Below are 25,762 nucleotides of genomic sequence, written 5' to 3' on the forward strand. Positions count from 1 at the left end.
ACGGTTTGTTTTCGTCGTGATACTCAATGGGGAATTCAAGCATTCCAATGATCATGACGGTGAAGTACGCCAATAGGCCGATCAAGAGACACATGAATACAGTCGTCATGATGATTAACCCCTCAAGCCTTGCACCACTGCCCAGCCGGACACGATGCCCCAAGCGAAAATGAACAAATACCAAAGTTCGTTGACTGTCATTTCATTGCTCGAAAACCGGAGAAGCCATGGCCTCTCCGGTTTGTTCAGCTTGGCGACTTAGGCACCGCGAATCATGCCGAGCACGATCTTGCTGCCACGGATTGCGACGTAGACGCTTGCCAGCAAACCGGCGATCGCGAGCAGTGCCGTGATCACGGTGCTGAAGTCGATGTTGGAGGTCAGCGGGGTCAGGTCGGGCCCGGTACCGGCGGCGAAGACCGGTGCGGTAGCGACGAGGGAAACGGCGAGTGCGGCGACTTTCTTGAACATTGAAGAACTCCTTTTTAAAAACCGGGAAATGCCCGGTACATATTGCTCAGCCCCGGCGAATAAAGCCGAGGACCAGACCAATTCCATGGGTGGCTAGGTAGAGCCCGACGACCGTGCAGAATGCGAGGGACCACACGCCTGCTGCGTAGCCGTAATCGAAGTCAGCCGTCGCAGCTTCGAAAGCTGCTTTCTGGCTTGGATCGAGCAAATAGACTTGTTGGACCGTGACAGCCTGTCCGGCTGGGCACGGTGCTTGCGCGAATGCCGAGGGAGCACAAACGAGCACGGTCTGCACGGAGCCGCTAGGCATAGGCGACTCCAGTCGGTGTGCGACAAGCTGAATGCGATATGTGTTGAGTGCTTAGGTTTGGCGGGGCCGTGCTGACTGATTGAGATGGCGGCGACAGATCAAAAGCTGAATCAAAAAAGGACGGTCGCTGCATGTGCGCCGTTCCGGCGCACTGGGCCGGCGTACAGTAATTGACACGAGTCCAAGGCTCGCTGCGCTCGCGAGATGGCGAAAACTCGATGACCCACTCATGAATGCGCGACTTCACGTAGTCACCCTGTAGTCGGTCTACGACGCCAGTGATGCGTTGGCCTGTGAGTTCGCCATAACGGTTGGGTAGATCGGTAGCGCGATGCACGCCTAACGGCAAGTCGGTCAGCTTTAACCCTGTACCGCCTATGACCCGGATGTACTCGGCCCAGTCGCCAATATCTGCAGCTGCGGCTGCGCGCGCTATCAGTTCCGACTCCAGCAACTCTTGGTTAGCAGCAATGCGGCGTAGCTCGCGCCAAAGTGTGACGGGCGCAACGCCGATCTGCTGGAACTGGCGAATACCCCAGACGCTCGCCCAAGCCCGTACCCGTTCTGCTGCCGTGATGGCATCGAAGCCGTCGAAGGTGCTGCCGATGGACTGGCCGTCATTGCGGACGCCATCGATGTTCTTGGCTACATACTTCGCGACGTAGCCGGCAGCGCTGCCGCGGCTCCAGTCGATACGAACGCACTTGAAGCGGGGGCTGATACCTGCGCGCAACTCGTCGCTGTCTTCACGAGTGAAGTGATCTGCAAAGATATCGAGCAAGGTGTCGGCATGGCCTGGCTCTACGAACAGCAGCAAGTGCCAATGCGGGCAGCCGTCGTGGTGCGGCTCAGCAATCCGGAATCCGTAGGGTTGGATGCCGCGACGGTGCAGAGCTGCCCGAACACGGGCGTAGACGGAGGACAAGTAGCGCTGCGCGTCGCGGGGCGAAGCACCGCAGAACTTGGGGTTGCTCACGACATCGCGCTCACCTACTTTGCGGCACGAGTGGAAGCGGCTGGGGCACGTTACTGTCAGGAATAGCGGTTCGTGGCCGAGGTCGCGAGCAATACGTTCTTGACCAGCGATTCGTGTCATTAGCTCGGCACGGCTTACCTGCGGGTTGGATACGCTGGCGTCGGCCGCCTTTTGCAGTGTGACGCACTCACCAAGCTCGTTGATTGCAGTGAGGGCTTCGAGTAGTTCACGATTGCGGCGGCGCTGCGCCCGGCAGCGGGCCACGGTCTCGTTGCTCGCGTAGGCGCCTTGTTTGATGTTCACAAGGCCGAGGTGGATGGCTTCCGCCTCTACCTTGCGCCTTGCTTTGCAGCGAAATACGCGACGCCAGAAAGAAGGGTAGGTGCACCGCAGCAGGATGGATTCAACGGTGACACCGCGCTTGCCGATTCGTGGCAAGCAATATGCATCGGACGGGAGTTCTTCGGTGTCGTTTGCGTAAACGCCAAAGGTATTGAGAAGAGGCTCTAGTCGGGTAAGACGCTTCGATGGCGTTGTGGATGGTGGATACAGGCTAAGGAAATGCTGTATTTGCTTGGCGGTTTCCTTGGCTTGGGTACAAAGCTCATCGTCACTTGCGGCAAGATTGAGCTTGCCTGCCGTTGTCTTTATCCGGTCTCGATAGGTCCGCACTAGTGCATTGGCTGCACGGCGTGCGTCGCCATCGCGCGGCGTTGTCGGATCAAAGAAAACTTGGTTGTACTTCCGGCGAATGGCGGTCGCAAATTGCTCAGGCACTCTTGCTAGGCAGCGATCTACGAAGGATCGATCTTCGCGGTAGTAACGCTTCCGCCATTGCACGGAGGTACGGAGTTGCATCATCAGTGACGTTTCCCGAAGGGGACGAGCGGATCGGGAAGGCCAAGTACTTTGGCAACGATTTTGAAATCGCGTTGCTCCTGCTCATCCATGTCGAGCACATCGGGAGCGAGGAAACCCACGAAGGTCGAAACGAACGCGCGGTCGGCGAGCAGGCGCGATGAGGCGTGCTGAGCGCTGGAAAACTCGACGTAGGCCGAAGCGGCTACGTCGAGTGCTTCCATCAGCCGTGGGACGGCAATCGCGCTCATGTTCAGTCCTCAAGCGCCGAATAGACGTTGAGCACAGGGCGACGCTGGTGCCGCTCGCCAGTCTCCTTGTCTGTGAACTGAAAGGGCTTGCCGCGATATCCGCCACAAAGGACGCGCGTTTCGATGGTTTCACCGACTTGGCCGAGGCGCTTCCGACTGCGGACCTCCACGCTTTGCGGGCTGGTGTACTCGTCAGGCGCAGGCAGAGTGATTTCCGTGTAGACGTATTCGTCCGCTTTGCGGACAGCGTTCACGCGACCTGCGAGCAGTGCTTGGTTGGGTTTGAGGGCAGTATTTTTCGATTCTTGAGGGGTCATTGCAGTCACCTTTGGGGTACGTGGGAAACGAGCATCGAGAAGCCATGCTCAGCCAAGCGTGCTGTACGTCCTCGCTCGCGCTGCGGGCGGTCAGCACGCTTGGCTGAGCAGCTGAAAGCTGCTTTTGCGCGATATGGTTATCGCCCCTGTAGCAGGGACTCCTGCTGAATCTGTGCGACGTTAATCAGGCTGTACTTGCCCTTGCGTACGGTGGGCCAGTAGCCCTTGTCGCACTGCGCCTCAATGACCCCAAGCGGTAAACCTGTCAGCTCTGCCCAGCGTTCGCGGGTTACCAGGACTGAAGCTCCGAGTGGCTGTAGAAGAAGATGGCTCTGTTCCATGGACCCTCCATAGGTCTAAATGGTAGTAATAAACTACCGTTAAGCAACGGTATGGGTCTTTCTTTGGGGTGTCAAGAAAAAAGAACCATATGGGAGTAAATTGTTTCCATTTGGTGTGGAGGGCGAGAAATGCTTGATATCAGCGCACGCATGCAAGAGGTGCTCAGAAGTCAGACCCCAGAGCGGGGTCGGTTTCGCACGCTGGAAGAAAAGAGCGGGATCAAGGCGGGGAACTGGAAGTCTTTTTGGTACGGAAAGCAAAGAGCAAACTCGGAGATGATCGAGTGGGTATGTCAAACATGGCCGGAGTATGCGTTTTGGCTTGTCACCGGAATCGCCGATCCTTTGGCGGGCCATGTGATCCCGTTTTCGGATCGGTTTAGGGTGAACGCCGTAGCTAAACCATGGTCGGCCAAGTACTTCCGAGCTCGAATTGCTCTCAAGCGGATGACGGTTGCTCAAGGTGGTGGTGATGAAGTCTCTGCGGACCGAACAGGTGGGGGTGTTCCTCAGGCCGTGATTGACGACGTTACGAAGAGTCGCGAGCTGCGGGTTGTAGAGATCAAGGCATTTATCGATGACCCGCGCGCTAACTGGGAGCATCACGAAAGGTCGGGTGATACTGAGAGGGATGGAGGGGATGAGTGGGTCGCGGATCTACCTAACTTCATCCCAACAAAATGACCATCAAGAAAAGCGCAAACGGCTGGCTGGTTGATGTTCAGCCGGCCGGACGTGGCGGAAAACGATTCCGCAAGACGCTGCCGACGAAGGCCGAAGCTCTTCGCTGGGAAACTTGGATTAAGTCACAGGTCGCCCAAGAGCCTGAGTGGCAGCCGGCGAGGCGAGATATCCGCCATCTCTCGGAGCTGGTCGAGACTTGGTGGGAGCATGCTGGGCAGGGGTTGCGTAACGGTGCAAAACAGCGGGCGACGCTGTTGAACTTCGCTCTTGCAATTGGGAATCCCGTTGCCGATCGCTTCGATGCTGAGGACTTCTCGGCCTATCGGAAATCTCGGCTTGAACAAGGCATTAGTCCGAACACGGTCAATCGTGTCCATGCCTACTGCCGCTCCATGTTCAACGAGCTTCGAAGGCTGAAAAAGTGGGATCGAGAAAATCCACTCCGTGAGGTGCGTCAACTTCGCGTCGTTGAGGTCGAACTTGGGTTTCTCACCGGAGACGACATCAGGTTGTTGCTGGGGACTTTTGAGCGATCAGGTCATCGAGACGCACTGCTAGTTTCCAAAGTTTGTTTGGCGACCGGGGCTCGGTGGAGCGAGGCTGAAGGTCTGGGCCGAACGCAGGTGCGGCACGGGGCGATACACCTCAGCGGGACCAAGAGTGGGAAGAACCGTTCGATACCAATTAGCGCGGGCCTTGAAGCGGAACTGCTTGCGCAAGTTGTCCCAGGTAGCGATCGGTTGTTCAAGGGGTGTTACAACGACTTCAGGGATGCGGTGATCAAAGCAGAACTGAAGTTGCCGGACGGACAGCTCACTCACGTATTGCGCCATACGTTCGCAAGCCACTTCATGATGAATGGCGGCAACATCTTGGTGCTGCAGCGCATTTTGGGACATTCGACTTTGGCGATGACCATGCGCTACGCGCACTTCGCGCCGGATCATCTGCAAGAGGCTCGATTGCTGAACCCTCTTGCCGCGTTGACACTTGGTTGACACCCGAAAAAACAAAAGGGCTACGTTTTCACGTAACCCTTTGTTTTATAAGTGGTGCCCCGAGCCGGGGTCGAACCGGCACAGCTTACGCCGAGGGATTTTAAGTCCCTTGTGTCTACCAATTTCACCATCGGGGCAGGGCGCCGATTGTAGCATGCCGCAGCAGGCTCACCAGTCACCGGAAAAGCAAAAAGCCCTGAATAATCAGGGCTTTTGTACTGGAGGCGGGGGTCGGAATCGAACCGGCATAGACGGATTTGCAATCCGCTGCATAACCATTTTGCTACCCCGCCGCAACTGCGACAAAAAAGGGAAAGTAGCTAACTTTCCCTTTTTCTGAAATATGGAGCGGGATAAGAGGCTCGAACTCTCGACCTATACCTTGGCAAGGTATCGCTCTACCAACTGAGCTAATCCCGCATTTCAGCGGCACAACAATCCAGCAAATAACGGTGAATGGAGCGGGATAAGAGGCTCGAACTCTCGACCTATACCTTGGCAAGGTATCGCTCTACCAACTGAGCTAATCCCGCTTCGCCGTTTTCGCTGCGCTGTTCTGCAACCGAGGAGCGCATTATGGTTTGCAGCCATGGCAGTGTCAACACCTTTTTGCAAAAAGATCGCGACGGATGATGATGCCGGGGCCTGCAGGTGTAAGATGGGCGTGCTGATGTTGCGCGGCGGGAAACGCCGTGCCGGAGGAAATCCGTTCCACATCAGCGGGTTGCTGTACTGATCGATCCGTCGCGGGGCGAGCCCGCGCGTTTTGCATGGGGGAAGACCATGAGCAAGAAAGTCGTCACGCTGGCGCATTACTACTGCCAGCCCGAAATCCAGCAGATGGCCGACAAGGTCGGCGACAGTCTGGAACTGTCCCTCTATGCCAAGGAGTGCGGCGCGGACACCATCGTGTTTGCCGGTGTGCGCTTCATGGCAGAGACCGCCAAGATCCTGAACCCGGATGCCGAGGTGATCCTGCCCGACGCCGGTTCGACCTGTAGCCTCGTCACCCAGACCGACGTCGGCGCGCTGAAGGCGTGGCGCGAGGCGCATCCCGATCACGTGCACGTCAGCTACATCAACAGCTCGGCCGAGCACAAGGCGCTGAGCGACTGGATCGTCACCAGCCGCAACGTCGACGACATCATCGCCAGCCTGTACGCCGACGGCAAGAAGGTGATCTTCTCGCCGGACCGCAATATGGGTGCCTACCTGAACTTCCAGTACGACTACGGCATGCCGCTGTGGTCGGCCGTGTGCGAAGTGCACGACAAGTTCAACCAGAGCGCGCTCGACGAGGCGTTTGCCAGCGTTGCCGGTGCCAAATACCTGATCGCCCACCCCGAGTCGCCGCTGCCGGTGTTGCAGCAGGCCGATTACGTCGGTTCCACCTCGGGCATGCTCAACTGGGTGAAATCGTTCGACAAGGAAGCCGATGCGGTGATTTTCGTCGCGACCGAAGACGGCATCCTCTACAACATGGGGCTGGCGCGGCCGGATCTGGACATCCGCCAGGCGCCGATCTATGCCGGTTGCCAGTGCAATTCGTGCCCGTACATGAAGATGAACACCATCGAGGCGGTGAAGCGGGCGCAGGCCGGTGTCGGTACGCGTATCGATTACCTGAGCCCCGAGGCGATGGACGCCGCGCGGTTGCCGATCGAGCGCATGCTCGAGTTCTCCAAGCGTTATTACGCATAAGTGCAAAGGGCGGTCGAGACCGCCCTTTTTCATCCGGGAGAACCGATGACGAAACGTTTCGACTATCTGGTGTTCATCGGCCGGTTTCAGCCGGTGCACAACGGTCACCTGAAACTGATCCACGCCGCACTGGAGCACGCCGACAAGCTGATCGTGATCTGCGGATCGGCACGGCAGGCGGTCAGCCCGCGCAATCCATTCACGCTGGCCGAGCGCGAGTCCATGTTGCGCGCGGCCTTGCCGGCCGAGTTGCAGCACCGGGTGTTCATGCTCGGCTGCTCGGACCGGATGTACAACGACCAGCAATGGGTGACCGAAATCCAGAGCCAGGTCGACAAGGTCATCGCCGTCGACACCGCCAGCCTCGGCCATCGGGCGGCGGAGTTCAGCATCGGCATCGTCGGCAGCCGCGGCAGCCGCAACGCATGGTATCTGGAGCTGTTCCCGCAATGGCAGCGGCTCGAGGTCGACGACGAACCCGGCATCGATGCGCAGTGCGTACGCGACGCGCTGTTCGATGCCGGCGGATCGCGCTTCGACAGTTGCGTAGCCAAGCTGCCGCCGGCGGTGTTCGACTGGCTGCAGGCCTTCCGCCGTGGCGAAGTGCATGCGCGGCTCGCTGCCGAGTACCGCTATCTGCAGGATTTCCGCCGTTCGTGGGCGGTGGCGCCGTATCCGCCGACCTTTGTGACCGTTGACGCGGTGGTGATCCACTCGGGCCACATCCTGCTGGTGCGGCGGCGCGGCATGCCCGGCAAGGGCTTGTGGGCGCTGCCCGGCGGCTTCATCGAGCAGGACGAACCGATCCGCGACGCGGTGATCCGCGAGCTGAAGGAGGAAACCCGGCTCAAGGTGCCGGTGCCGGTGCTGGCCGGCTCGATCCGCGCCAGCCGGGTGTTCGACCACCCGCAACGCTCGCTGCGCGGCCGGACGATCACCCACGGCTTCCTGATCGAACTGACACCGACCGGCGAGGGCCTGCCGAAGGTGCGCGGTGGCGACGACGCCGACCGGGCGCAATGGGTGCCGCTGTTCGAATTCAACCGGATGGAAACCGAGTTGTTCGAGGACCACTTCTACATCGTGAACTGGTTCCTCGGCCAGATCTGACCTCGGTGCGATGCAAAAAAAAACGGCCCCGGAAGGGGCCGTGAAAGTCTCTGCGGTGTACTCGTTTCGCCGTTTTACTGCGCGTTGTCCTTGGTGACGAGGTTCAGCGGCACCGGAATCGACTTCGGTACCTGCTTGCCGTCGATGAGCTGCTTGGCGGTGTCGACGGCCATCTTGCCCATCAGGTCCGGCTTCTGCTGTACCGTGGCGGCGAGGGTGCCGGCTTTGACTGCGGCGATCGCGTCGGTGGTGGCATCGAAGCCGACGACGACGACGTCCTTCAGGCCGGCGGCCTGGATGGCCTGCAGTGCACCCAGCGCCATTTCGTCGTTCTGCGCGAACAGGCCCTTCACGTCCTTGTTGCCTTGGAGGATGTTCTCGGTCACGGTCAGGCCCTTGGCGCGGTCGAAGTCGGCCGGCTGCTTGGCGACGACCTGCACGTCCTTGGCATCCTTGATGCCCTCGCCGAAGCCCTGACCACGTTCACGCGCGGCCGACGAACCCGGAATGCCTTCGAGTTCGATCACCTTGCCCTGATGCTTGATCTGGTCCATCAGGAACTTCGCCGCCATGCGGCCGCCTTCGATGTTGTCCGAAGCGATGTGGGCAACGACTTCGCCGCCATTGACCGCGCGGTCGATGGTGATGACCGGAATCTTGGCATTGTTGGCTTCACGCACGGCGTTGGCGATCGCGTCCGAATCGGTCGGGTTGATCAGGATGACGCTGACCTTCTTCTGGATCAGGTCTTCGATGCTGGCGATCTGTTTGGCGGCGTCGTCCTGCGCGTCGACGGCGATCAGCTTGATGCCCTGCGCCTTGGCTTCGGCCTCGGCGGCCTGGCGCAGCGTGACGAAGAACGGGTTGTTCTGGGTCGAGACGGCGAGGCCGATCGTCGGCTCGCCACCGGCGCTGGCGGCCGACGAGGCTGCGTTGCTGTCCGGGCCCTGCTTCGAGCACGCGGCGAGACCGAGGGCGATGGCGCCGATCAGCAGGGGTTTGATCCACGGTTTCATGCGACTTCTCCTATGTGACTGCGTTATGGCGGGTGTTGGACCCACGTACTTCTTCCGTTTACTTCTTCCCTGCGCGGTCGATCAGCACCGCAAGCAGAATGATGATGCCCTTGATGACCTGCTGGTAGAACGACGAGACGCCGAGCAGGTTGAGGCCGTTGTTGAGCACGCCGAGCAGCACCGCGCCGATCAGCGTGCCGACGATCCAGCCGCGGCCGCCGGCCAGGCTGGTGCCGCCAATGACGACCGCCGCGATCGCATCCAGCTCGTAACCGGCACCGGCAGTCGGCTGGGCCGAATTCAGTCGCGAGGTGAGGATGGCGCCGGCCAGCGCGGCCATCAGGCCTGACAGCGAGTAGACCCACAGCTGGACGCGGTCGACCTTGACGCCGGAGAGCTTGGACGCTTCCGGATTGCCGCCGACGGCGTAGACGTGACGGCCGAACACGGTCTTCTTCAGCACGAACCACAGCGCGCCGAACACGACCAGCGTGATCACGACCGGAATCGGCACGATGCCGAACACATAGCCGCTGCCGAGCATGTAGATGAAGTCGCTGTTGAAGCCGGTCATCGGGCTGCCGTTGGTGTAGACCATGGTCCAGCCGCGGTACAGCGTCATCGTGCCCAGCGTGGCAATGAACGGTGCGACCTTGCCCTTGGTGACGATCAGGCCGTTGAGCAGGCCCATGGCGGCGCCGGCGATCAGGCCGACCATGGTCGCGGCGACCGGGTTCATGCCGCCGCCCATCAGGCCGGCCATCAGCGCCGCCGACAGCGCGAGCACCGAGCCGACCGAGAGGTCGATGCCGGCAAGCAGGATCACGAAGGTCATGCCGAAGGCGATCAGTGCGTTGATCGAGACCTGGCGCAGCACGTTCAGCAGGTTGCCGACCGTGAGGAAGTCCGGACTCATCGCGGCGAGGACGACCGACATGATCACCAGCGCGATCAGCGGGCCGAGTTTTTGCAGGGTAGCTTTGGTTTGCGGGCTCATCGTTACTGTCCTCCGGTTGCCGCGTGCATGATGGTTTCCTGGGTCGCGGTTTTGGCATCGAAGATGCCGGCCTGCCGGCCCTGGTGCATCACGAGGATGCGGTCGCTCATCGACAACACTTCGGGCAGCTCGGACGACACCATGACGATGGCGACACCGCTGGCGGCGAGTTCGTTGATGATCTGGTAAATCTCGGCCTTGCCGCCGACGTCGACGCCACGGGTCGGTTCGTCGAGGAACAGCACCTTGGGGGCGATCCCCAGCCATTTGGCGAACACCACCTTCTGCTGGTTGCCGCCCGACAGCGACTTGACGTCGAGTTCCGCGTCGCGGGTGCGGATCTTCAGCCGCTCGATCAGCCCGGCGACTTCGCCGTTTTCATCGCCGCCGTTGACGACGCCACCGCGGGCGAGCTTGGCCAGGTGGGTGAGAGTGATGTTCTCGCGCACCGACATCCCGAGCACGAGGCCCTGGGTCTTGCGGTCTTCGGTGACAAAACCGATGCCGTGGTCGATGGCGGCGATCGGGTCGTTGATGTGGATGGCTTCGCCGTCGAGCCAGACGTCGCCGCTCTTGCGGCGGCTGGCGCCGAACAGCGCGCGGACGATCTCGCTGCGGCCTGAGCCCATCAGCCCCGCGACACCGAGCACCTCGCCGGCATGCACCTCGAAACTGATGTCGGAAATCGCGTGGCCGTCGTCGAGGTTGCCGACCTTGAGGCGCGGCTTGCCGATCGCGACATTGCGCTTCGGAAAGCGGTCGCCGATCTCGCGGCCGACCATCAGTTTGACGATCTCGTCGAAGCCGGTGTCCTTGATCACGCGCTGGCCGACGAACTGGCCGTCGCGCAGCACCGAGATCCGGTCACAGATCTCGAAGATTTCTTCCATCCGGTGCGAGACGTAGACGATGCCGACGCCGCGCGATTTCAGGTCGCGCATCAGTCCGAACAGCACCTCGATCTCGCGGTCGGTCAGTGCCGCGGTCGGTTCGTCCATGATCAGCACCTGCGCGTTCAGGCTCAGCGCCTTGGCGATTTCGACCATCTGCTGCTGGCCGATCGACAGCTTGCCGGCTTCCATGTCGGGGTCGATGTTCTTCACCCCGAGGTGGGCCAGGTATTCGAGCGCCAGCTCGCGCATCTTGCGCGAATCGAGCACGCCGCCCTTGTGCTTTTCGCGGCCGAGGAACAGGTTGTCGATCACCGACAGCTGCGGAATCAGGTTCAGTTCCTGGTGGATGATCGCAATGCCGTGACGCTCGGCGTCCTTGGTGTTGCGGATCTCGACCGGCCGGCCGCTGATTTCGATCGTGCCGTAGTCGGCCTGGTAGACGCCGCAGAGGATCTTCATCAGCGTCGACTTGCCGGCACCGTTTTCTCCCATCAGTGCGTGGATCTCGCCGGGTTCGAGTTCGAACTCGACGCCTTCGAGTACCTTGACCGGGCCGAAGGCCTTGCTGATGTCCTTCATCTTCACGACCATGATCGCCTCCTCAGAAGATCACGCCGGCGTATAGCACGACGTTGGCGTAGGGCGTGGCTTCGCCGGTGCGGATGACGACCCTGGCGTCATGCGACAGACGCTTGAGTTCGTCGTGCGGGACGTAATCGATGCCGATGCCGCCGCCGGCCATCGCCGTGGCCCGGGTCATCACCGCCTCGTTGCGGTCGAGCACTTCGGTGGCGAACACCGCGCGTTCGACCTGCATGTCCTTGAGGACTTCGTCCAGTACGTCGAAGAAGCTCGGTGTGCCGATGCGCAGCGCCAGATCGATCCGTTCGACATGGTCGGGAATCGGCAGGCCGCAGTCGCCGATGACGATGCAGTCGGTGTGACCCAGCGTGGCGAGCACGCGGGCGATGTCGCTGTTGAGGATGCCGTGCTTTTTCATGCTGCGTTGTCCAGGAAGGTGTCGACTTCGGCGCGGGTCGGCATGCCGCCCTGTGCGCCGGCGCGGGTGACCGACAGGGCGCCGGCGGCGCAGGCATAGCGCGATGCAGCGGCAAGGCCGAGGTCCCAGAACGCGGCGATGGCGCCGTTGAAGGTGTCGCCGGCGCCGGTCGAATCGACCGCCTCGACCGGGAACGAGGTCTGGTGCTGCAGCGCGCCGGCGGCGTCGGTGAAGTACGCACCGTCGCGGCCCTTGGTCATTACGACCTTGCCCGGCAGCATCGCCAGCAGGGCTTTCCAGTTTTCCGGTTTGCCGTCGAGCGCGACGGCGAGTTCGTATTCGTTCGGCGTGAACAGGGCAACCTTGCCGACCAGCTCGATCGGCAGGCGGGCCGCCGGGGCCGGATTGAGGATGAAGGGCTTGCCGTGTTTTTGTGCCAGCGCAGCAGCGGCCTCGACCGTGGCCATCGGCACTTCGAGCTGGGCCAGCACGACGTCGGTCTCGGCGAAGGCCTGTTCCGATGCCGCAATGTGGTCGGGCGAGAGTTCGCCATTGGCACCGGGGACCACGAGGATGGCGTTGTCGCCGTCACAGACTGTAATGGCAGCGATGCCGGTGGCGGCAGTTGCCGAAACCCCGATCCAGCGGGTGTCGACGCCTTCGGTTTTCAGTGTCGCCAGCATTTGCTGGCCGAACGCGTCGTCGCCGACCCGGCCGATCATCGTCACCTGTGCGCCAAGGCGCGCTGCAGCGACCGCCTGGTTGGCGCCCTTGCCGCCGGGATGCGTCGCAAAGCGTTCGCCGAACAGCGTTTCGCCCAGGCGGGGAAAGCGCGTCGTGCCGACGACGAGATCCATATTGATACTGCCGACTACCAGCACCTTGGTCATAGCAACTCCTTATGCATCCGTAGTACAGGCTAGACCGCTACCACGGATTCGAACTCTGTTTTCGAGCGATGTGCTGATGCTAAACCGTGTTAAGCAAAAAAAGTAGACATGGATCAACTTTTTGTAGTGTTTTTTAAAAAACTACAGGAATCCCCTTACGCGCCGGATGAACCGGCACGCAGGGTGTTTTCATGCAACTGGGATGGCGGATGTCGTCGCAGGGCGCGACGGGCGCAAGTCGGCGAAAGGGGAAGTTAGTGTTGCCGGCGGCGCTGGGTGGCGTCGATCCAGCATTCGGTGGCCGGGGGCTGGCCAGCGAGCATTGCAAGCACCGCAGCCAGGCTGCCCGCCGCAAGTGCATGGCTGTCCTGCGCCACCGATTGCACCGCCTGCGGCAGGCAGTCGAGCAGGGGATGGTCGTCGAAGGTCAGCAGGAAGTCCGGGCCGGCGCCACCGTGGGCGTTGACGAAGGCAAGGACGCCCTCGAGCAGTGTGATCCCGCCGGTGAATACCGCCTGCGGATAGCGGCCGTGCCGGTCGACCCAGTCGGCCAGACGCGCCTGACCCGAGGCACGCAGGTAATCGCGCTCGCTGATCCAGTCTTCCCCTGGCGTGATGCCGGCGTCCTCGAGGGCCGCACGGTAGCCGGCGAGCCGGTCGGCACTGGTCGACAGGCTGGCGCCGCCGCCAATATAGAGAATTTCGCGCGCGCCCTTGGCGATGACCTCGCCAACCAGCACCTCGGCGGCGGCGGCGGCGGCGGTGACGACAAACGGGACCGGTGAGCCCGGTACGCGGCGGTCGGCGAACACCAGCGGCAGCCGCTTGGCCCAACCGGCGTAGGCCGCCGGCTCGGGGTTGCACGGCACGACGATCAGGCCGTCGACCTGGCGCGCGACCAACTGGCCGATGCCGGCGGCTTCCTGCCCGGGATCGTCGCCACTGCTGACGGTCATCAGCTGGTAACCGGCTTCGCGCGCCAGCGGCTCGAGTGCCTCGGCGAGGCTGGCGTGGGCGAAGTTGGTCAGCTGCGGTACGACGAGGCCCAAGGTGTGGCTGGCACGCGAACGCAGGGCGCGCGCCGACTGCGATGGCTGGAACTGGTGTTCGGCAGCAATCGCTAGGACCCGCTGGCAGGTTGCCTCGGAGATCCGGTAGGCCTCGGCACGGCCATTGAGGACCAGGCTGGCAGTGGTGCGCGACACGCCGGCAAGGCGGGCAATATCGTCGATGGTCAGGCGGGCAAAGGTGGACACGGTCTTTGGATGACTTGCTAAACCGTATTCAGCATAACGGCCGCTGTTGTTGTGGACAAGGCAAGGATGTACAGATCAGCGTGTCCGGTTGCCGCCGCTGTTGGGCCACCAGGCAAACTGCCATTCCGCGAAGGTCTTTTTGTCGGCAAAACCGCCGAACTGGGGCGGAAAGTTGGCCTGTTTCAGCGGCGTTTTGGTCGATTTGCTGTATACCCCCATGAATCCACCTCCCGGGGCGCCGATGTAACCCCAGTCTTCGCCGGTCATCGGGTCCTTGTAGGCACGGCGCAGGAAACGGCGTGCAAACGGCACCCGCGGGTCCTGCACCAGATCCTGAAGCCGCTTCGGATACTGCGTGCCTTCGACGCCCTGAATGGCGGTGTAGTTTTTCAGTGCCAGCCGGATTTCGTCACCGACGCGCAGCAGTTCCTGCTCCCGCTCGCGCTGCAGCTTGGTTTGCCACGCGTCACCGACGAGGCCGAGATAGATGCCCATCACCAGCACCATCATCAGCACCCAGATGTAGGCGAAGCCGGCCTGGCGGCTAGAGGTCGCGGAACGGTTTGCCATCGCTGTCGCTGCCATCGGCGCCGCTCTTGACGTCGTACACGCCGCTGCCGCCTTCCGGCGTGATCGTGCGCCAGCCGTCGCGGCGGTTGGACACCGGGTCGAGCGGCATTTCGCGCAGGTAGTGCCGCTGGACCAGTTCGTCCAGCGTGGCCGGATAGCGGCCGGTGTCGGCATAGAACTTGTCGATCGCGTCGCGCATGGCGACGAGGTTGTGCTTGAGCACGGTCTCGGCGGCGCGGTCGGTCTGCTGGAAATAGCGCGGCACGACCAGCGTCAGCAGGCTGGCCATGATGGCAAGTACGACGAGCAGTTCGATCAGGGTAAAGCCGCGGCGGCGGCGGGAACAGGACATCTCGGGATCACCAGTCACGGTAGGGCGTGCCATTGAGGCCGACGCCGTTGGAGCGCGTGTACACATCGTAGACGTCGCGGCCTTCCTGCGGCGAGTCCGGCGGACTGGCGTAGCTGCGCAGCCCCCAGGTCTGCACGTTGCTCATGCTCGGGCAGTCGCAGAACGGGTCGCGCGGAATGCGGCGCAGGAAATAGATCTTCTTGCCGGTCGGGTCCTTGGCATCCTTGACGCCGTCGGCCAGCAGGTTCAGCTCCGGCGGGTAGCCGGTATCGTCGAGCGATTTGCTGACGCGTCCGTCGTCGACCGCCTGCTTGTAGGCGTCGATGGCGGAGCGGATCTGCCACAGGGCCTGCCGCAGTTCGGATTCGCGGTTGCGCGTCGCCGCGACCTGCGACAGCGGCAGGGCCACCGTCGCGAGCACGGCAAGGATGGTCAGCGTGACCATCAGCTCGATCAGCGTGAAACCGCGGGTCCGGACCATGATCGCTCAGCGCCGTCCCAGGCCGCTGCGCGGCGGCGGTGTCGGGCTGGCACTCGCCGACGAAGCGGGCGCCGCCGCAGGCGCGGCCACCGGTGCGGGGGCGGGAGGCGGCACCGGAACCGGCGCCGGCGGCGGTGCGGAAACCGCGCCGCCTTGCGTCGAGAAATTCACGCTCGAGGCATTGCGCAGCCGCAGCGGGTCGGTCGAGATCAACGCATCGGTGCCGCTGTCGAACTGGGTGATGTAGCCGCCCGGGATCGGCAGGTTGCGGACGATGCGCGGCGTGATCGACAGCACCAATTCGGTCTTGGTCGACTTGTCTTCCTTGGAACCGAAAATGCGGTCGAGGACCGGCAGCTCGCCGAGGCCCGGAATCGCGTTGCCGGTGCTCTGGCTGTTGCGGCTCAGCAGGCCGGCGAGGATCTGCGTTTCGCCGTCGCGGCCGCTCATATTGGTTTCGGCGCGGCGCGTGCCGATCTGGTAAGCGATCAGCCCGGTCTGGGTCTTGATGGTGCCGGTGACGTTCGACACTTCGAGCTGGACCTTGACGCCGACGTCGCCGTCGGTGCCGAGCGTCGGCTCGACATTCAGCGTCAGGCCGACGTCCTGGTAACTAACGGTTTCGCTGACCACGCCGTTCGAGTTGACCGTGGTGACCACCGGCAGCCGGTCGCCGATGAGGATCTTGGCCTTGTCGCGGTTCTTGACGCGGATCTTCGGGTTCGCGAGCACCGTGCCGGCGCCCTTGGCGTGCGAGATGTTGGCAGTGATCGTCGGGTTGCCGACGTTGACGAGGACATTGCCCTTGTTGATGTTGGTGAGCTGGTCCAGGCCGATCAGCCCCGGCGTGAACGTCCCCCTGCTGGTGTCGGTGGCCCCGGTGAAACCGCCAAGGGTTGCGCTGACGCTGTCCGGATAACGGATGCCAAGGTTGAGCGTATCGGTGCTGTTGACTTCGAGCACCTCGACGTCGAACACGACTTCGGATTGCGGCAGGTCCTGTGCCGCGATCAGCCGTTCGGCGACGGCGATCGCCTCGGGCGTGTCGCGCATCACCAGCATGTTCAGGCGTTCGTCGATGTAGACGTCGCGGGTCTTGATCATCTGCTTGAGCATCGCCAGCACCTGCTTGGGGTCGGCGTTGCTCAGGTAGAAGGTCCGCATCACCAGATCCTTGTAGTCGCGGTCCTTGTCCGGGCGCTTCGGGTAAATCAGGATGGTGTTGTCGTTGAGGACCTTCTTGTCGAGCTGGTTGGTCGCGAGGATCAGGTTGATCACGTCCTCGACCGTGGTATCGCGGGCGAAGATCGTCGTGCGCAGGTTCGGCGGCACGTCGCGGTCGAAAATGAAGTTGACCTTGCCGATGCGCGCGACGATGTCGAACACGCTGGTGACCGGCTGATCGCGGAACTGCAGCGAGATCGGGCTCTTGAGTGCCTGTGCCAGTGCCGGGCGCAGGTTGGCTTCACGCGCCTTGCGGTTCTCGATGTCGTCCTTGAGCTTGACCGCCTGCGGATTGCGCGGATTCTCGGCCAGCAGCTGGCGGACGATCTCCAGTGCCTCGTCCGGACGCTGGTCCTTGATCTCGCCGGCGAACTTGAGCATCGATTCGGCGCGGCTGGCGCGTTCGAGCTGGCGCATGCCTTCCTGCGCGCGCACATTGCCCGGGTCCCACGACAGCATCTGCTGGTAACGCGCGAGTGCACCGGGCATGTCGCCGCGGGCACGGGCGGTTTCGGCGTCCTGGAGCAACTGGCCAAGCAGCTGGTCGAGCTGGCGGCGGTAGGCGGTACGCAGCTTGATGTCGTCGGGGTACTGCTTCACCGCGGTCTGCAGTGCTTTCAGCCCTTCCTGCGTATCGCCCTGCTGGATCAGCGCTTCGCCCTGTTGGCGGGCAGTGTCGGCGGCACAGCCGGCGAGCATTGCGGCCAGAATGGTCACGGTCAACGCGCGTTTCACGGCGTTCCTCCTATCGGCAGCACCTGCTGCTGATTCAATGGCATGAAAGTAAAGGCGACGACGTCGCGGCCGACCTTGTCGACGCGCCAGGTGCCGAGCAGGGTTTCACCCTGCTGGATGCGGCCGAGCGCATCGCAGCGGTTGCAGACGACATACTGGTCGCTGCCGGCCTGCAGCACGACATAGTCGGTACCGCGTTCGTGCCAGGTCGAGACGACCTGGAACGGCAGCGGCGGCGCAACCGGCACCGGGGTCGGGGTCGGTTTGGCCGGCGGTGGCGGCGGTGGCGGCGGTGGCGCCCACGTCTGCTTGGGGAACAGGTTGACGGCGCTGGCGTTCGACGCCGCCGAGGCACGGACGGTGGCGACGCGGGCGACCGAACTCGCTTCGGAGGCGAGCTCGCGGACCGGCATGTTGCGCGGTTTGCGTGCCGCGACATCGCTGCCGGCAGCGGGCGTATCGCTGCCGTCCTTCCAGATGGTGTAACCGGTCAGCAGTACCGTGACGGCCAGGACGATTTGCAAGGGGCGAGACAGCATCAGCGGGCTCCCACGGCTTGCGGTTGTCCCACTTCGGTCAGGTAGGAGAGCTGGAGCTGGATGGCGAGCATTTCCTCGCCGATCTGCTGGCGGCTCATGCTGACCGATTCGATCCGCACCCCCGGAATCGCCGACAACTCGCGCATGAAGGCACGCAGCGACGGATAGGTGCCGCCGGCCGGAAACTGCAGGCCGAAGCGCATCAGGTGACCATCGCCTTCGGTCACGCTCTTGTAGTCGCTCTGCACCACGCCGATCCCGTTTTTGGCCGCCAGTTCGGACAGCTCGCCCAGGAAAGCCGTAAAGCTCGTGTCGCGGCGCAGCCGGACATAGGCGGCCTCGCTGGCCACGTCGCTGGCACGGACGACGCGACGGAGTTCTTCCCGCTTCGTCGCGACGGCCAGCTCGCGCTTGTCGAGGTCCTGCTCGACCGGTTCGACCTGCTGTTTCAGCAGCACGACGGCCATGCCGATCAGCGCGAGGCCGACCCAGCCGAGCGTACCGGCGTAGCGGGGCCATTTGCGCAGATGCCAGATCAGTTGCTGCGGCTTCATGGTGCCTCCGCCGCGCGCCAGCGCACTTCGACCGCAGCGCCGGTCGGCTTGAAGGGATCGGTCGGCTTGAGCGACTGCCGCGCCAGCATCACCTGCGCGACATCGGGTTGCTGGGCCAGTGCGTCGATCCACGCCAGCAGGTCTTTCTGCGTCTTGGCTTCGAGTTCGAGCTTGAGGTTGCGTTCGGTCGTGCTGACATCGATCTTGGTGTAGGCGATCGTCGGGAGCCAGGCGGCTTCAAGTGCAGCCAGTCCGGTTTCGGGCGAGAGGGACTGCGCGTGTTCGATGGCGGCGACCTTGTCGTTCAGTGGTGCTTCCTTCTGGGCTTCGAGCCGGGAGGCTTCGCGCTTCTTGATCTGCCACGACAGTTCGGCCTCCTGGGTGTCGACGAGCTTGCGGCGTTCCTCGGCCACGTCCTGCCGCGAGAGTACCCACAGCAGTACGACGACACCGGCGGCGATCAGGGCGAGGCCGAGCCACGGCGTCGCGGACGGCTTGCGATGGAAATCGAGCTGGATCGTCCTCATGCGGCGACCTCCGGCCGGGCCCATTCGCGGGCGGCGTCGAGCAACGGATGCAGACCGCCGAGCCATTCGAGTTCGAACGCGTCGTCGTCGTGGTCGGCCGGTTGCTGCGTCGAGGCGAGGTAGAGCTCGCGCGGCACGAAATCGCTGGCGAGCATCGCTGCGTCACGGACCAGCGCCGTCAGCGAGGCCCCGTTGAGGCCGCCGGCCGGCATCGGCAGGGTCACGACGCCGCGCCAGCTGCGCTGTTTGCGGAACAGGCAGCTGACGTGTTCGGATTCGGCGAGAAGCAGGGCAAACTCGCGGGATTTGAGTTCGCCGTGATAACGGTTGGCCACGTCGGTCAGCAAGGGCGCCACCGCCTGCAGCTTGCATTTGCGCGTGCGGGCCAGCTCCAGCAGGGTCTGGTAAAGGCCCTGGTCGACGGCGGCGGCGAGGCGCGGCGCACCGTAGCGGCCGTCCTCGATCGCGACGCGCCAGGTGTCGGTGGCGACGTTGAACTGCGAGGCCATGAGCACCCGGGCGTAGCCCTGCCAGTCGGCCTCGCGCTTGAGGTTGTCCTGCCACGGCAGCACGCTGTAGCGCACCCACGGTGCACCCAGATGCAGCGTCAGCGTGTCGAGGCGGCCGGCCGGCGCATCGCCCAGCAGCTGTTGCAGCCGCAGTACCGCCGTATCGGCGGTGCCGTCGATCGATTCGGCACGGCGCACGACCGGGCCGCGCGGCCATCGGGGCCGGCTGGCGAGCAGGACCTGGCTGCGCATGAGCCAGCCGTGATGGTCAATCGACAAAGGTGACACGATTGATTTCCTGCAGGGTGGTTTCACCGCGCGACACGGCCAGCATGGCCATCTGCCGCATCGATGCGAAGCCGGTCAGGCTGGCGAGCGTTTTCATTTCTCCGGGCGGCGCGCGGTTGACGATGGCGACCTTGAGGTCGTCGTTGAGCCGCAGCACTTCGGCAATCGCCTTGCGCCCCAGATACCCGGTATCGCGGCAGGCCTTGCAGCCGGTGCCCTTGCGGAAGCGCCAGGCGGCGACCTGGTCGCGGGTGAGGCCGGAGGCTTCGAGCAGCTCGTCGTCCGGATTGTCGTCGGTGATGCAGTGCGGGCAGATCTTGCGGATCAGCCGCTGCGCGACGACGCCGATCAGCGCATCGACGAAGCTGTGCGATTCGACGCCCATGTGCATGAAGCGGTCGAGCACCGAGAACGCGTTGTTGGCGTGCACCGACGTCAGGACCAGGTGACCGGTCAGCGCCGCCTGCACGGCAATGTTGGCGGTTTCGCCGTCGCGGATTTCACCGACGAGGATCTTGTCCGGGTCGTGCCGCAGGATCGAGCGCAGGCCGCGGGCGAAGCTCAAACCCTTCTTGTCGTTGACCGGGATCTGCAGCACGCCGGGCAACTGGTACTCGACCGGGTCCTCGATGGTGATGATCTTTTCTTCGCCGGTGTTGATTTCCGACAGCGTCGCATACAGCGTCGTCGATTTGCCCGAGCCGGTCGGCCCGGTCACCAGCAAGAGGCCGTACGGTTCGTTGGCGAGCGAGCGGATCGCCGCCATCGTCACGTCCTCGTGACCGAGGATGTCGAGCCGCAGCTGCTTGAACGAATCGCCGCCGCCCTGCTTGTCGAGCACCCGCAGTACCGCATCCTCGCCGTAGATCGACGGCATGATCGAGACGCGGAAGTCGATGTCGCGGCCGTTCATGATGACCTTGAAACGGCCGTCCTGCGGGATCCGCCGTTCGGCGATGTCGAGGTCGGCGAGCACCTTGATCCGCGACACGGTCTGTTCGGCGGTTTCGATGCCGTTGGCGCCGCCGATGTGCAGCAGTACGCCGTCGATCCGGTACTTGATCGACAGGCCGGCCGGGGTGCTCTCGAGGTGGATGTCCGACGCCTTGGACTTGAGGGCGTCGTACAGCGTCGAGTTGACCAGCTTGACCACCGGATTGCTGTCGGCGGCAATCGTCGACAGCGAGATTTCCGGCACGCCGTCGTTGCTGGCTTCGCCGTCGCCACCACCGGCGAGCTGGTCCATCGCCCGGTGGCTGGTCTCGTACTTTTCCAGATAGGACGCGATGTCGTCGTAATGGCCCAGCGCATTGCGGAACGGGACCGACAGACGCTGCAGCGCCCAGTTGCGCGTGGCCGCATCGAACGGGTCGCCGTAGACCAGCGACAGGCTGCCGTCGGTGTCCTCGACCAGCACGCACTGGTGCGCGACGGCATCGGCGTAGGGCAGCAGGTCGTAGCGCGGAAACAGTGCGTCGAGATCGGACCGTGTCAGCGCCGGCAGGCCGAGGAAGGTGCTGACGTCGAAACGGTAGTCGTCGTCGGAGGCACCGAGCGTCTGCTGCAGCAGCAGCGGCAGCGGGGTGTCGCCGCGGTTGGCGCGCAGGTGCTGGATCAGGTCGAGCGTCAGCGCGGACATCAGTGCACACTCCCTGCAAGTTCGAAAATCGGCATGTAGAGCAGGAAGACGATGGTGCCGATCATCACGCCGATGAACAGCATCAGGATCGGTTCGAAGAGTTTGGTGAACATCTCGATGCCCCGATCGAGTTCCTCGTCGCAGAACTGCGCCGAGCGCTCGCACATCGTCGCCAGCTCGCCGCTCTGTTCGCCGACGCGCAGCAGCCGCTCGGACACCGGTGTCGTCAGCTGGTAGCGCGGCAAGGTGGCCGACAGGCCCTGACCGGCGCGAATGTCGACAATGGCGCGACCGAGCGCCAGCCGCATCGGCGTCGGCAGCAGCTGCGCTGCGAGCTCCATGGCCGCCACAACCGACAGGCCGCCGGCAAGCAGCAGGCCGACGGTGCGGTAGAAGCGGGTCAGCGCGAACAGCCGGCGATAGCTGTCGAGCCGGGGAATCCGCCAGACGATTTCCATCAGCGCCCCCTGGACCGACGGCGTGCGCAGCAGCACCACGATGCCGGCAATGGTCGCGGCGATGCCGGCGAACAACCACTGGCCGTGCTGGTGCACGAGGTCACCCCACCACAGCATGATCTGCGCGGCGAACGGGATGTTGCGCATCGAGGCATAGATCTGGCTGAACTTCGGAATCACGTAAAACAGCAGGAACAGCATGATGCTGCCGCCGATCGTCAGGATCACCAGCGGATAGATCAGCGCGGCGACGACCTTCTTCTTCACGCCGGCCAGCCGGGTGTCGTAGTGGTGGTAGCGCTTGAGCGCGTCGGCAAGGTGGCCGGTCTTCTCGGCCGAGCCGACGGTGGCGACATACAGCGGCGGAAAGTGTTCGGGCATCTGCAACAGCACTTTCGAGAACGGCAGGCCCTGGTAGAGGGTCTCGACCATGCGGGTCAGCACCACGCGGCTGCCGTCCTGCGCGCTTTTTTCCTTCAGCGTTTCGACGGCTTCGACGAGGGTCAGCCCGGCTTCGAGCAGTGCGATCAGTTCCTGCGTGAACAGTGACAGGCCGAACTCGCTCTTGCGGAACGACAGCCGTTGCTGAGCCTCGAAGCTGACAAGCTGCGCGCCCTGGGCCGCCAGCCGACTGCGCAGCTCGGCTTCGTTGGCCGCGTCGAGCTCGAGTTCGGAGAGGCGACCGGCCGCCAGCGCCTTGACCTTGTAGCGCATGCTGAACTACCGGACCGGGGGGATCAGTAACTGATGTCGGTGTCTTCGCCGCTGCCGCCCGGCTTGCCGTCGGCACCGAAGGTCAGCAGATCGAAGTCCTTGCCGTTCTCGCCGGGGCGGCGATAGACATAAGGCCGGTCCCACGGGTCGTTCGGGACGTCCTTCATCAGGTAAGGGCCCTGCCAGCGGTTGCCGGCGTCGGCCGGCTTGGCGTTGAGCACCGACAGGCCTTGCTCGGTCGTCGGGTAGTTGCCCATGTCGAGACGGTAGTTGTTGAGCGCATCCGACAGCGATTTCATCTGCCCGGCCGCGGTCTTGGCCTTGGCTTCACCGACCTTGCCGAACAGCTTGGGGCCGACGTAGCCGGCGAGCAGGGCGATGATCAGGATGACGACCAGCAATTCAAGCAGGGTGAAGCCCTGCTGGCCTGGCTGTCGGGACCATGGGCGGGAGGTGCGGCCGTACTGCGTCATGGAGCGTCTCGATCTTTTCTAATTGGTATCGGTATTCACGCGGACAGTGGTGCGAGACCCCGTCGTATTTTTGGGCGTGAATAGTTGTCTTCCTTCCTTGCGTGCCATCCTAACCGGCCCGGGTCCGGCGCGGCAAGCCTTTCGGATCGCACTTCCACAATTGCGCCAATCCAGTGACCATGCGGCTTTGCAGCATATTCCGCATGGCAGGAAAAACCGACCTCAGGTCGGTTTGTCTCTTGCAGTGCGGCAAGAAAAAGCCCCCGGTTTCCCGGGGGCAAGAGGCTCAAAATTGCCGAGTTGTTGACTGCCGGATGCTTACTCGCGGACCTTGGCCATGGCCTTGGTCAGCTCGGCATCTGCGGTGTCGCCGTCAAGCGACCAGCTGAATGCACCACCCAGTTGGTTCGACTTGATGTAGTCGACCTTGGTCTGGATGTCGGTCGGGGTGTCGTAGCTCCACCAGGTGCTGCCGTCGTACTTGTACGACTGCTTGGTCACCGGGTGGTAACGCAGCGTACCGGCGGCGTTCTTCAGGACCTTGTAGTCCTCGATGCCGGCTTCGTACGTACCCTTGGCCGCACCGGTTGCTGCCTGGTACAGACCGTCACCGTTCGGGCCGGCCTTCACGCCGGTCCAGCCACGACCGTAGTACGGCACGCCGACCAGCAGCTTGCTGCGCGGAGCACCCTTGGCGATCAGCAGCTGGATGGCTTCGTCGGTGTTGTAGTACGACACCAGGCTGCGCTGACCGGTCTTCGAGTCGATGTAGTTCGGATTGTTGACGTCCTTGTACAGATGCGCCTGGAAGTCGGTCGGGCCTTGGGCTGCCCAGCCGCCGTTGTAGTCGTAGTTCATGACGTTCACCCAGTCGAGGTACTTGGTGTACTCGGCCGGATCGGTCTGCTCGATCTTGTCCTTGCCGGCGCCGATGGCGACGGTCAGGCCGTAACGCTTGTTATCGGTCGCGCCGATTGCGTCGAGCTGGGTGCGGAACTCCTTGAGCAGCAAGGTGAAGTTCTGCTTGTCGGCTGCGCTGACGGTGTTGTACGGCTGGCCGAGCACGCCCGGGAATTCCCAGTCGATGTCGATGCCGTCGAACACGCCTGCGCCGACACCCGGACCACCGGCGTTCGAGCCGGCGTCGAACGGCAGGTTGCCCTTGATGTACACGTCGATGCACGAGCTGACCAGCTGCTTGCGCAGTGCGTCGGTGCTGGCTGCAGCCGAGAACCACTTCGACCACGTCCAGCCGCCCAGCGAGATGAAGACCTTCAGGTTCGGGTACTTGGCCTTCAGCTGCTTGAGCTGGTTGAAGTTGCCCTTGAGCGGACCCGACTTGCCGTTGCGCGGATCATCCCATGCCGGCCAGCCCCAGGCGTCGCCCGCGAAGCCCTTCTGGTAGTCGGCCCAGGCGTCGCCGCCGGTGCCGGCATCCGGTGCGTTCGGATCGGTTGCACCCGGTTCGAGCTTGTTGATGATGCCGCACTCGTAACCGCCGTTCTTCTGGTACAGGTTGCCGAAGGCGTAGTTGATGAAGGTCAGTTTGGCTGCGGCACCGCTGTTGCCGATGTCGGTGACCTGATAGTTGCGACCGTAGATGCCCCACTGTGCGAAGTACGAACCGGCCTGAACCGTCGGCGTACCCGTCGGGGTCGGAGTCGGGGTCGGAGTCGGGGTCGGAGTCGGGGTCGGGGTCGGAGTCGGAGTCGGAGTCGGAGTCGGGGTCGGGGTCGGGGTCGGGGTCGGGGTCGGCGTCGGCGTCGGCGTCGGCGTCGGAGTCGGAGTCGGAGTCGGAGTCGGAGTCGGAGTCGGGGTCGGCGTCACGGTGCCTTGCAGTTCCCACGGACCGTACTGTTCGGCGCCCGGCACGTTGTTCTGCGTCCACCACTTGGCCTTGTAGGTCGCGCCGTTGTAACTCACGCACTGGCCGGCGGTGTAGACCGCGGTGTTCGACCATGCGGTGCAGCCGCTCGGGGTCGGTGCAGGCGTCGGGGTGGCCGTCGGTGCCGGGGTCGGCGTTGCGGTCGGCGTCGGCGTGGGAGCCGGGGTCGGAGCGGGCGTCGGCGCCGGGGTCGGCGTGCCGGTGCTGGCACCGGCCAGCTTCCACAGCGTCGGGCTCGAAGCCGGATTCCAGTTGGCGCCGACGTAGGCGGTATGGGTTACCAGCGCCTGGTAGTCATTGCCGCTGTACGACACATAGGTGCCGGCGGTGTAGGTCTGGCCTTCCTGCCAGGCCGGGTAGGCCGCGTAGGCGTGCGCAGCAAACAGCGCAGCCGGCAGCACGGCCAGGGCAAAACGATTGTGTTGCGACATTCGGGAGTCTCTCCATCCTATTTGATTCGTCGATTCCGCCCGGTGGTTTGATACCACTTGGGCAGGTAATGCCGTGCAATGTCGATGGCACGACAGACGCGTCTGCCGAAAGTTGACTGGCAGCGCCGGGCGATTATGACCGACGGTTTTCGGATGTCAACGTACTGAAATTAATGGAGAAATACCGGTTGATTCGCAGTATTACGTTGGGTGTAATATTTTGTGGTGTGCCGGTTTTGCGGTAACTCCCCCCTGTCGGAGTCCGGGGGGCGGGAATACCAGTGATGGAGCGTATGAAGGGCGGATTCCGGCAG

Annotated in this window: 26 protein-coding genes and 4 tRNA genes; 4 read left to right on the plus strand and 26 right to left on the minus strand. The window is 63.2% G+C overall.

Features of this window, described 5'->3' with window-relative positions; translation table 11 throughout:
* Positions 1–258: 258 nt before the first annotated feature.
* The 4 genes from IE097_RS14125 to IE097_RS14140 form a co-directional block, all read right to left on the minus strand.
* Entirely contained in the window at positions 259–471 is a 213-nt protein-coding gene (locus IE097_RS14125) for a major capsid protein (RefSeq protein ID WP_189461495.1), read from the minus strand.
* A gap of 302 nt (positions 472–773) precedes the next feature.
* On the minus strand, positions 774–2,618 hold the full coding sequence (locus IE097_RS14130; RefSeq protein WP_189461496.1) for a replication endonuclease: 1,845 nt from the start codon (positions 2,616–2,618) through the stop codon (positions 774–776).
* Positions 2,618–2,866 (minus strand): hypothetical protein, encoded by a 249-nt coding sequence (locus IE097_RS14135; RefSeq protein ID WP_189461497.1) that lies wholly within the window; start codon positions 2,864–2,866, stop codon positions 2,618–2,620. Before IE097_RS14135 ends, IE097_RS14130 begins: the two co-directional genes overlap by 1 nt.
* A gap of 2 nt (positions 2,867–2,868) precedes the next feature.
* On the minus strand, positions 2,869–3,183 hold the full coding sequence (locus IE097_RS14140; protein WP_189461498.1) for a glutathione S-transferase family protein: 315 nt from the start codon (positions 3,181–3,183) through the stop codon (positions 2,869–2,871).
* Positions 3,184–3,653: 470 nt separating this feature from the next.
* On the opposite strand from IE097_RS14140, the gene IE097_RS14150 reads away from it, so the two are divergent.
* Both IE097_RS14150 and IE097_RS14155 read left to right on the plus strand, forming a co-directional pair.
* On the plus strand, positions 3,654–4,208 hold the full coding sequence (locus tag IE097_RS14150) for a hypothetical protein (RefSeq protein ID WP_189461500.1): 555 nt from the start codon (positions 3,654–3,656) through the stop codon (positions 4,206–4,208).
* Positions 4,205–5,206 carry a phage integrase gene (locus tag IE097_RS14155; RefSeq protein WP_189461501.1) on the plus strand — a complete coding sequence of 334 codons (1,002 nt, stop codon included), beginning with the start codon at positions 4,205–4,207 and terminating at the stop codon, positions 5,204–5,206. The genes IE097_RS14150 and IE097_RS14155 overlap by 4 nt, the downstream gene beginning before the upstream one ends.
* A 52-nt stretch (positions 5,207–5,258) precedes the next feature.
* Here IE097_RS14155 and IE097_RS14160 read toward each other — a convergent pair.
* The 4 genes from IE097_RS14160 to IE097_RS14175 all read right to left on the minus strand — a co-directional run bounded on the left by IE097_RS14160 (position 5,259) and on the right by IE097_RS14175 (position 5,739).
* Positions 5,259–5,343 (minus strand) — tRNA-Leu (locus tag IE097_RS14160).
* 82 nt (positions 5,344–5,425) lie between these two features.
* Positions 5,426–5,499 (minus strand) — tRNA-Cys (locus IE097_RS14165).
* Between the two features lie 51 nt (positions 5,500–5,550).
* Positions 5,551–5,626 (minus strand) — tRNA-Gly (locus IE097_RS14170).
* Positions 5,627–5,663: 37 nt separating this feature from the next.
* A tRNA-Gly gene (locus IE097_RS14175) sits at positions 5,664–5,739 on the minus strand.
* 250 nt (positions 5,740–5,989) lie between these two features.
* On the opposite strand from IE097_RS14175, the gene nadA reads away from it, so the two are divergent.
* Both nadA and IE097_RS14185 read left to right on the plus strand, forming a co-directional pair.
* Complete coding sequence (gene nadA / locus IE097_RS14180) at positions 5,990–6,907, plus strand: quinolinate synthase NadA (protein ID WP_189461502.1); 918 nt, start codon at positions 5,990–5,992, stop codon at positions 6,905–6,907.
* Positions 6,908–6,952: 45 nt separating this feature from the next.
* Positions 6,953–8,017: a bifunctional nicotinamide-nucleotide adenylyltransferase/Nudix hydroxylase gene (locus IE097_RS14185; RefSeq protein WP_189461503.1), complete on the plus strand. Its 1,065-nt coding sequence runs from the start codon at positions 6,953–6,955 to the stop codon at positions 8,015–8,017.
* Between the two features lie 74 nt (positions 8,018–8,091).
* Here the strand turns inward: IE097_RS14185 and rbsB are convergent, their stop codons facing one another.
* The 18 genes from rbsB to IE097_RS14275 all read right to left on the minus strand — a co-directional run bounded on the left by rbsB (position 8,092) and on the right by IE097_RS14275 (position 25,448).
* On the minus strand, positions 8,092–9,033 hold the full coding sequence (rbsB, locus tag IE097_RS14190) for a ribose ABC transporter substrate-binding protein RbsB (RefSeq protein ID WP_189461504.1): 942 nt from the start codon (positions 9,031–9,033) through the stop codon (positions 8,092–8,094).
* A 58-nt stretch (positions 9,034–9,091) separates the two neighbouring features.
* A complete protein-coding gene (locus IE097_RS14195) occupies positions 9,092–10,030 on the minus strand; it encodes an ABC transporter permease subunit (RefSeq protein ID WP_189461505.1) in 939 nt (312 codons plus the stop codon).
* 2 nt (positions 10,031–10,032) lie between these two features.
* Positions 10,033–11,514 (minus strand): sugar ABC transporter ATP-binding protein, encoded by a 1,482-nt coding sequence (locus tag IE097_RS14200; protein ID WP_189461506.1) that lies wholly within the window; start codon positions 11,512–11,514, stop codon positions 10,033–10,035.
* 10 nt (positions 11,515–11,524) lie between these two features.
* Entirely contained in the window at positions 11,525–11,923 is a 399-nt protein-coding gene (gene rbsD, locus IE097_RS14205) for a D-ribose pyranase (protein ID WP_189461507.1), read from the minus strand.
* On the minus strand, positions 11,920–12,813 hold the full coding sequence (rbsK, locus tag IE097_RS14210; protein WP_189461508.1) for a ribokinase: 894 nt from the start codon (positions 12,811–12,813) through the stop codon (positions 11,920–11,922). The genes rbsD and rbsK overlap by 4 nt, the downstream gene beginning before the upstream one ends.
* Before the next feature lie 254 nt (positions 12,814–13,067).
* On the minus strand, positions 13,068–14,069 hold the full coding sequence (locus IE097_RS14215) for a LacI family DNA-binding transcriptional regulator (RefSeq protein WP_189461509.1): 1,002 nt from the start codon (positions 14,067–14,069) through the stop codon (positions 13,068–13,070).
* A 75-nt stretch (positions 14,070–14,144) separates the two neighbouring features.
* On the minus strand, positions 14,145–14,639 hold the full coding sequence (locus tag IE097_RS14220) for a type II secretion system protein (protein ID WP_189461510.1): 495 nt from the start codon (positions 14,637–14,639) through the stop codon (positions 14,145–14,147).
* Positions 14,614–14,991 (minus strand): type II secretion system protein, encoded by a 378-nt coding sequence (locus IE097_RS14225; RefSeq protein WP_189461511.1) that lies wholly within the window; start codon positions 14,989–14,991, stop codon positions 14,614–14,616. Before IE097_RS14225 ends, IE097_RS14220 begins: the two co-directional genes overlap by 26 nt.
* A gap of 7 nt (positions 14,992–14,998) precedes the next feature.
* On the minus strand, positions 14,999–15,472 hold the full coding sequence (locus tag IE097_RS14230; RefSeq protein WP_189461512.1) for a type II secretion system protein: 474 nt from the start codon (positions 15,470–15,472) through the stop codon (positions 14,999–15,001).
* Positions 15,473–15,478: 6 nt separating this feature from the next.
* Positions 15,479–17,431 carry a secretin GspD/PilQ domain-containing protein gene (locus tag IE097_RS14235; protein WP_189461513.1) on the minus strand — a complete coding sequence of 651 codons (1,953 nt, stop codon included), beginning with the start codon at positions 17,429–17,431 and terminating at the stop codon, positions 15,479–15,481.
* Positions 17,428–17,970: a hypothetical protein gene (locus IE097_RS14240; protein ID WP_189461514.1), complete on the minus strand. Its 543-nt coding sequence runs from the start codon at positions 17,968–17,970 to the stop codon at positions 17,428–17,430. The genes IE097_RS14235 and IE097_RS14240 overlap by 4 nt, the downstream gene beginning before the upstream one ends.
* Positions 17,970–18,524: a hypothetical protein gene (locus IE097_RS14245; protein WP_189461515.1), complete on the minus strand. Its 555-nt coding sequence runs from the start codon at positions 18,522–18,524 to the stop codon at positions 17,970–17,972. The genes IE097_RS14240 and IE097_RS14245 overlap by 1 nt, the downstream gene beginning before the upstream one ends.
* Complete coding sequence (locus IE097_RS14250; protein WP_189461516.1) at positions 18,521–19,051, minus strand: hypothetical protein; 531 nt, start codon at positions 19,049–19,051, stop codon at positions 18,521–18,523. Before IE097_RS14250 ends, IE097_RS14245 begins: the two co-directional genes overlap by 4 nt.
* Entirely contained in the window at positions 19,048–19,812 is a 765-nt protein-coding gene (locus IE097_RS14255; RefSeq protein ID WP_189461517.1) for a hypothetical protein, read from the minus strand. Before IE097_RS14255 ends, IE097_RS14250 begins: the two co-directional genes overlap by 4 nt.
* 16 nt (positions 19,813–19,828) lie before the next feature.
* Entirely contained in the window at positions 19,829–21,487 is a 1,659-nt protein-coding gene (locus IE097_RS14260) for a GspE/PulE family protein (RefSeq protein ID WP_189461518.1), read from the minus strand.
* On the minus strand, positions 21,487–22,659 hold the full coding sequence (locus IE097_RS14265; protein WP_189461519.1) for a type II secretion system F family protein: 1,173 nt from the start codon (positions 22,657–22,659) through the stop codon (positions 21,487–21,489). Before IE097_RS14265 ends, IE097_RS14260 begins: the two co-directional genes overlap by 1 nt.
* Before the next feature lie 23 nt (positions 22,660–22,682).
* Complete coding sequence (gene gspG / locus IE097_RS14270; RefSeq protein WP_189461520.1) at positions 22,683–23,132, minus strand: type II secretion system major pseudopilin GspG; 450 nt, start codon at positions 23,130–23,132, stop codon at positions 22,683–22,685.
* 318 nt (positions 23,133–23,450) lie between these two features.
* Positions 23,451–25,448 carry a glycosyl hydrolase family 18 protein gene (locus IE097_RS14275; protein WP_189461521.1) on the minus strand — a complete coding sequence of 666 codons (1,998 nt, stop codon included), beginning with the start codon at positions 25,446–25,448 and terminating at the stop codon, positions 23,451–23,453.
* Between the last annotated feature and the right edge of the window lie 314 nt (positions 25,449–25,762).

Origin of the sequence: Jeongeupia chitinilytica (assembly GCF_014652315.1) — a bacterium.
Lineage (GTDB): Bacteria > Pseudomonadota > Gammaproteobacteria > Burkholderiales > Chitinibacteraceae > Jeongeupia > Jeongeupia chitinilytica.

Excerpts from the sequence above, each read along its gene's own strand:
- IE097_RS14125 (WP_189461495.1), bottom strand. The coding sequence starts at position 471 with ATGTTCAAGAAAGTCGCCGCACTCGCCGTTTCCCTCGTCGCTACCGCA.
- IE097_RS14130 (WP_189461496.1), bottom strand. The coding sequence starts at position 2,618 with ATGATGCAACTCCGTACCTCCGTGCAATGGCGGAAGCGTTACTACCGC.
- IE097_RS14135 (WP_189461497.1), bottom strand. The coding sequence starts at position 2,866 with ATGAGCGCGATTGCCGTCCCACGGCTGATGGAAGCACTCGACGTAGCC.
- IE097_RS14140 (WP_189461498.1), bottom strand. The coding sequence starts at position 3,183 with ATGACCCCTCAAGAATCGAAAAATACTGCCCTCAAACCCAACCAAGCA.
- IE097_RS14150 (WP_189461500.1), top strand. The coding sequence starts at position 3,654 with ATGCTTGATATCAGCGCACGCATGCAAGAGGTGCTCAGAAGTCAGACC.
- IE097_RS14155 (WP_189461501.1), top strand. The coding sequence starts at position 4,205 with ATGACCATCAAGAAAAGCGCAAACGGCTGGCTGGTTGATGTTCAGCCG.
- nadA (WP_189461502.1), top strand. The coding sequence starts at position 5,990 with ATGAGCAAGAAAGTCGTCACGCTGGCGCATTACTACTGCCAGCCCGAA.
- IE097_RS14185 (WP_189461503.1), top strand. The coding sequence starts at position 6,953 with ATGACGAAACGTTTCGACTATCTGGTGTTCATCGGCCGGTTTCAGCCG.
- rbsB (WP_189461504.1), bottom strand. The coding sequence starts at position 9,033 with ATGAAACCGTGGATCAAACCCCTGCTGATCGGCGCCATCGCCCTCGGT.
- IE097_RS14195 (WP_189461505.1), bottom strand. The coding sequence starts at position 10,030 with ATGAGCCCGCAAACCAAAGCTACCCTGCAAAAACTCGGCCCGCTGATC.
- IE097_RS14200 (WP_189461506.1), bottom strand. The coding sequence starts at position 11,514 with ATGGTCGTGAAGATGAAGGACATCAGCAAGGCCTTCGGCCCGGTCAAG.
- rbsD (WP_189461507.1), bottom strand. The coding sequence starts at position 11,923 with ATGAAAAAGCACGGCATCCTCAACAGCGACATCGCCCGCGTGCTCGCC.
- rbsK (WP_189461508.1), bottom strand. The coding sequence starts at position 12,813 with ATGACCAAGGTGCTGGTAGTCGGCAGTATCAATATGGATCTCGTCGTC.
- IE097_RS14220 (WP_189461510.1), bottom strand. The coding sequence starts at position 14,639 with ATGGCAAACCGTTCCGCGACCTCTAGCCGCCAGGCCGGCTTCGCCTAC.
- IE097_RS14225 (WP_189461511.1), bottom strand. The coding sequence starts at position 14,991 with ATGTCCTGTTCCCGCCGCCGCCGCGGCTTTACCCTGATCGAACTGCTC.
- IE097_RS14230 (WP_189461512.1), bottom strand. The coding sequence starts at position 15,472 with ATGGTCCGGACCCGCGGTTTCACGCTGATCGAGCTGATGGTCACGCTG.
- IE097_RS14240 (WP_189461514.1), bottom strand. The coding sequence starts at position 17,970 with ATGCTGTCTCGCCCCTTGCAAATCGTCCTGGCCGTCACGGTACTGCTG.
- IE097_RS14245 (WP_189461515.1), bottom strand. The coding sequence starts at position 18,524 with ATGAAGCCGCAGCAACTGATCTGGCATCTGCGCAAATGGCCCCGCTAC.
- IE097_RS14250 (WP_189461516.1), bottom strand. The coding sequence starts at position 19,051 with ATGAGGACGATCCAGCTCGATTTCCATCGCAAGCCGTCCGCGACGCCG.
- IE097_RS14255 (WP_189461517.1), bottom strand. The coding sequence starts at position 19,812 with ATGCGCAGCCAGGTCCTGCTCGCCAGCCGGCCCCGATGGCCGCGCGGC.
- IE097_RS14260 (WP_189461518.1), bottom strand. The coding sequence starts at position 21,487 with ATGTCCGCGCTGACGCTCGACCTGATCCAGCACCTGCGCGCCAACCGC.
- IE097_RS14265 (WP_189461519.1), bottom strand. The coding sequence starts at position 22,659 with ATGCGCTACAAGGTCAAGGCGCTGGCGGCCGGTCGCCTCTCCGAACTC.
- gspG (WP_189461520.1), bottom strand. The coding sequence starts at position 23,132 with ATGACGCAGTACGGCCGCACCTCCCGCCCATGGTCCCGACAGCCAGGC.
- IE097_RS14275 (WP_189461521.1), bottom strand. The coding sequence starts at position 25,448 with ATGTCGCAACACAATCGTTTTGCCCTGGCCGTGCTGCCGGCTGCGCTG.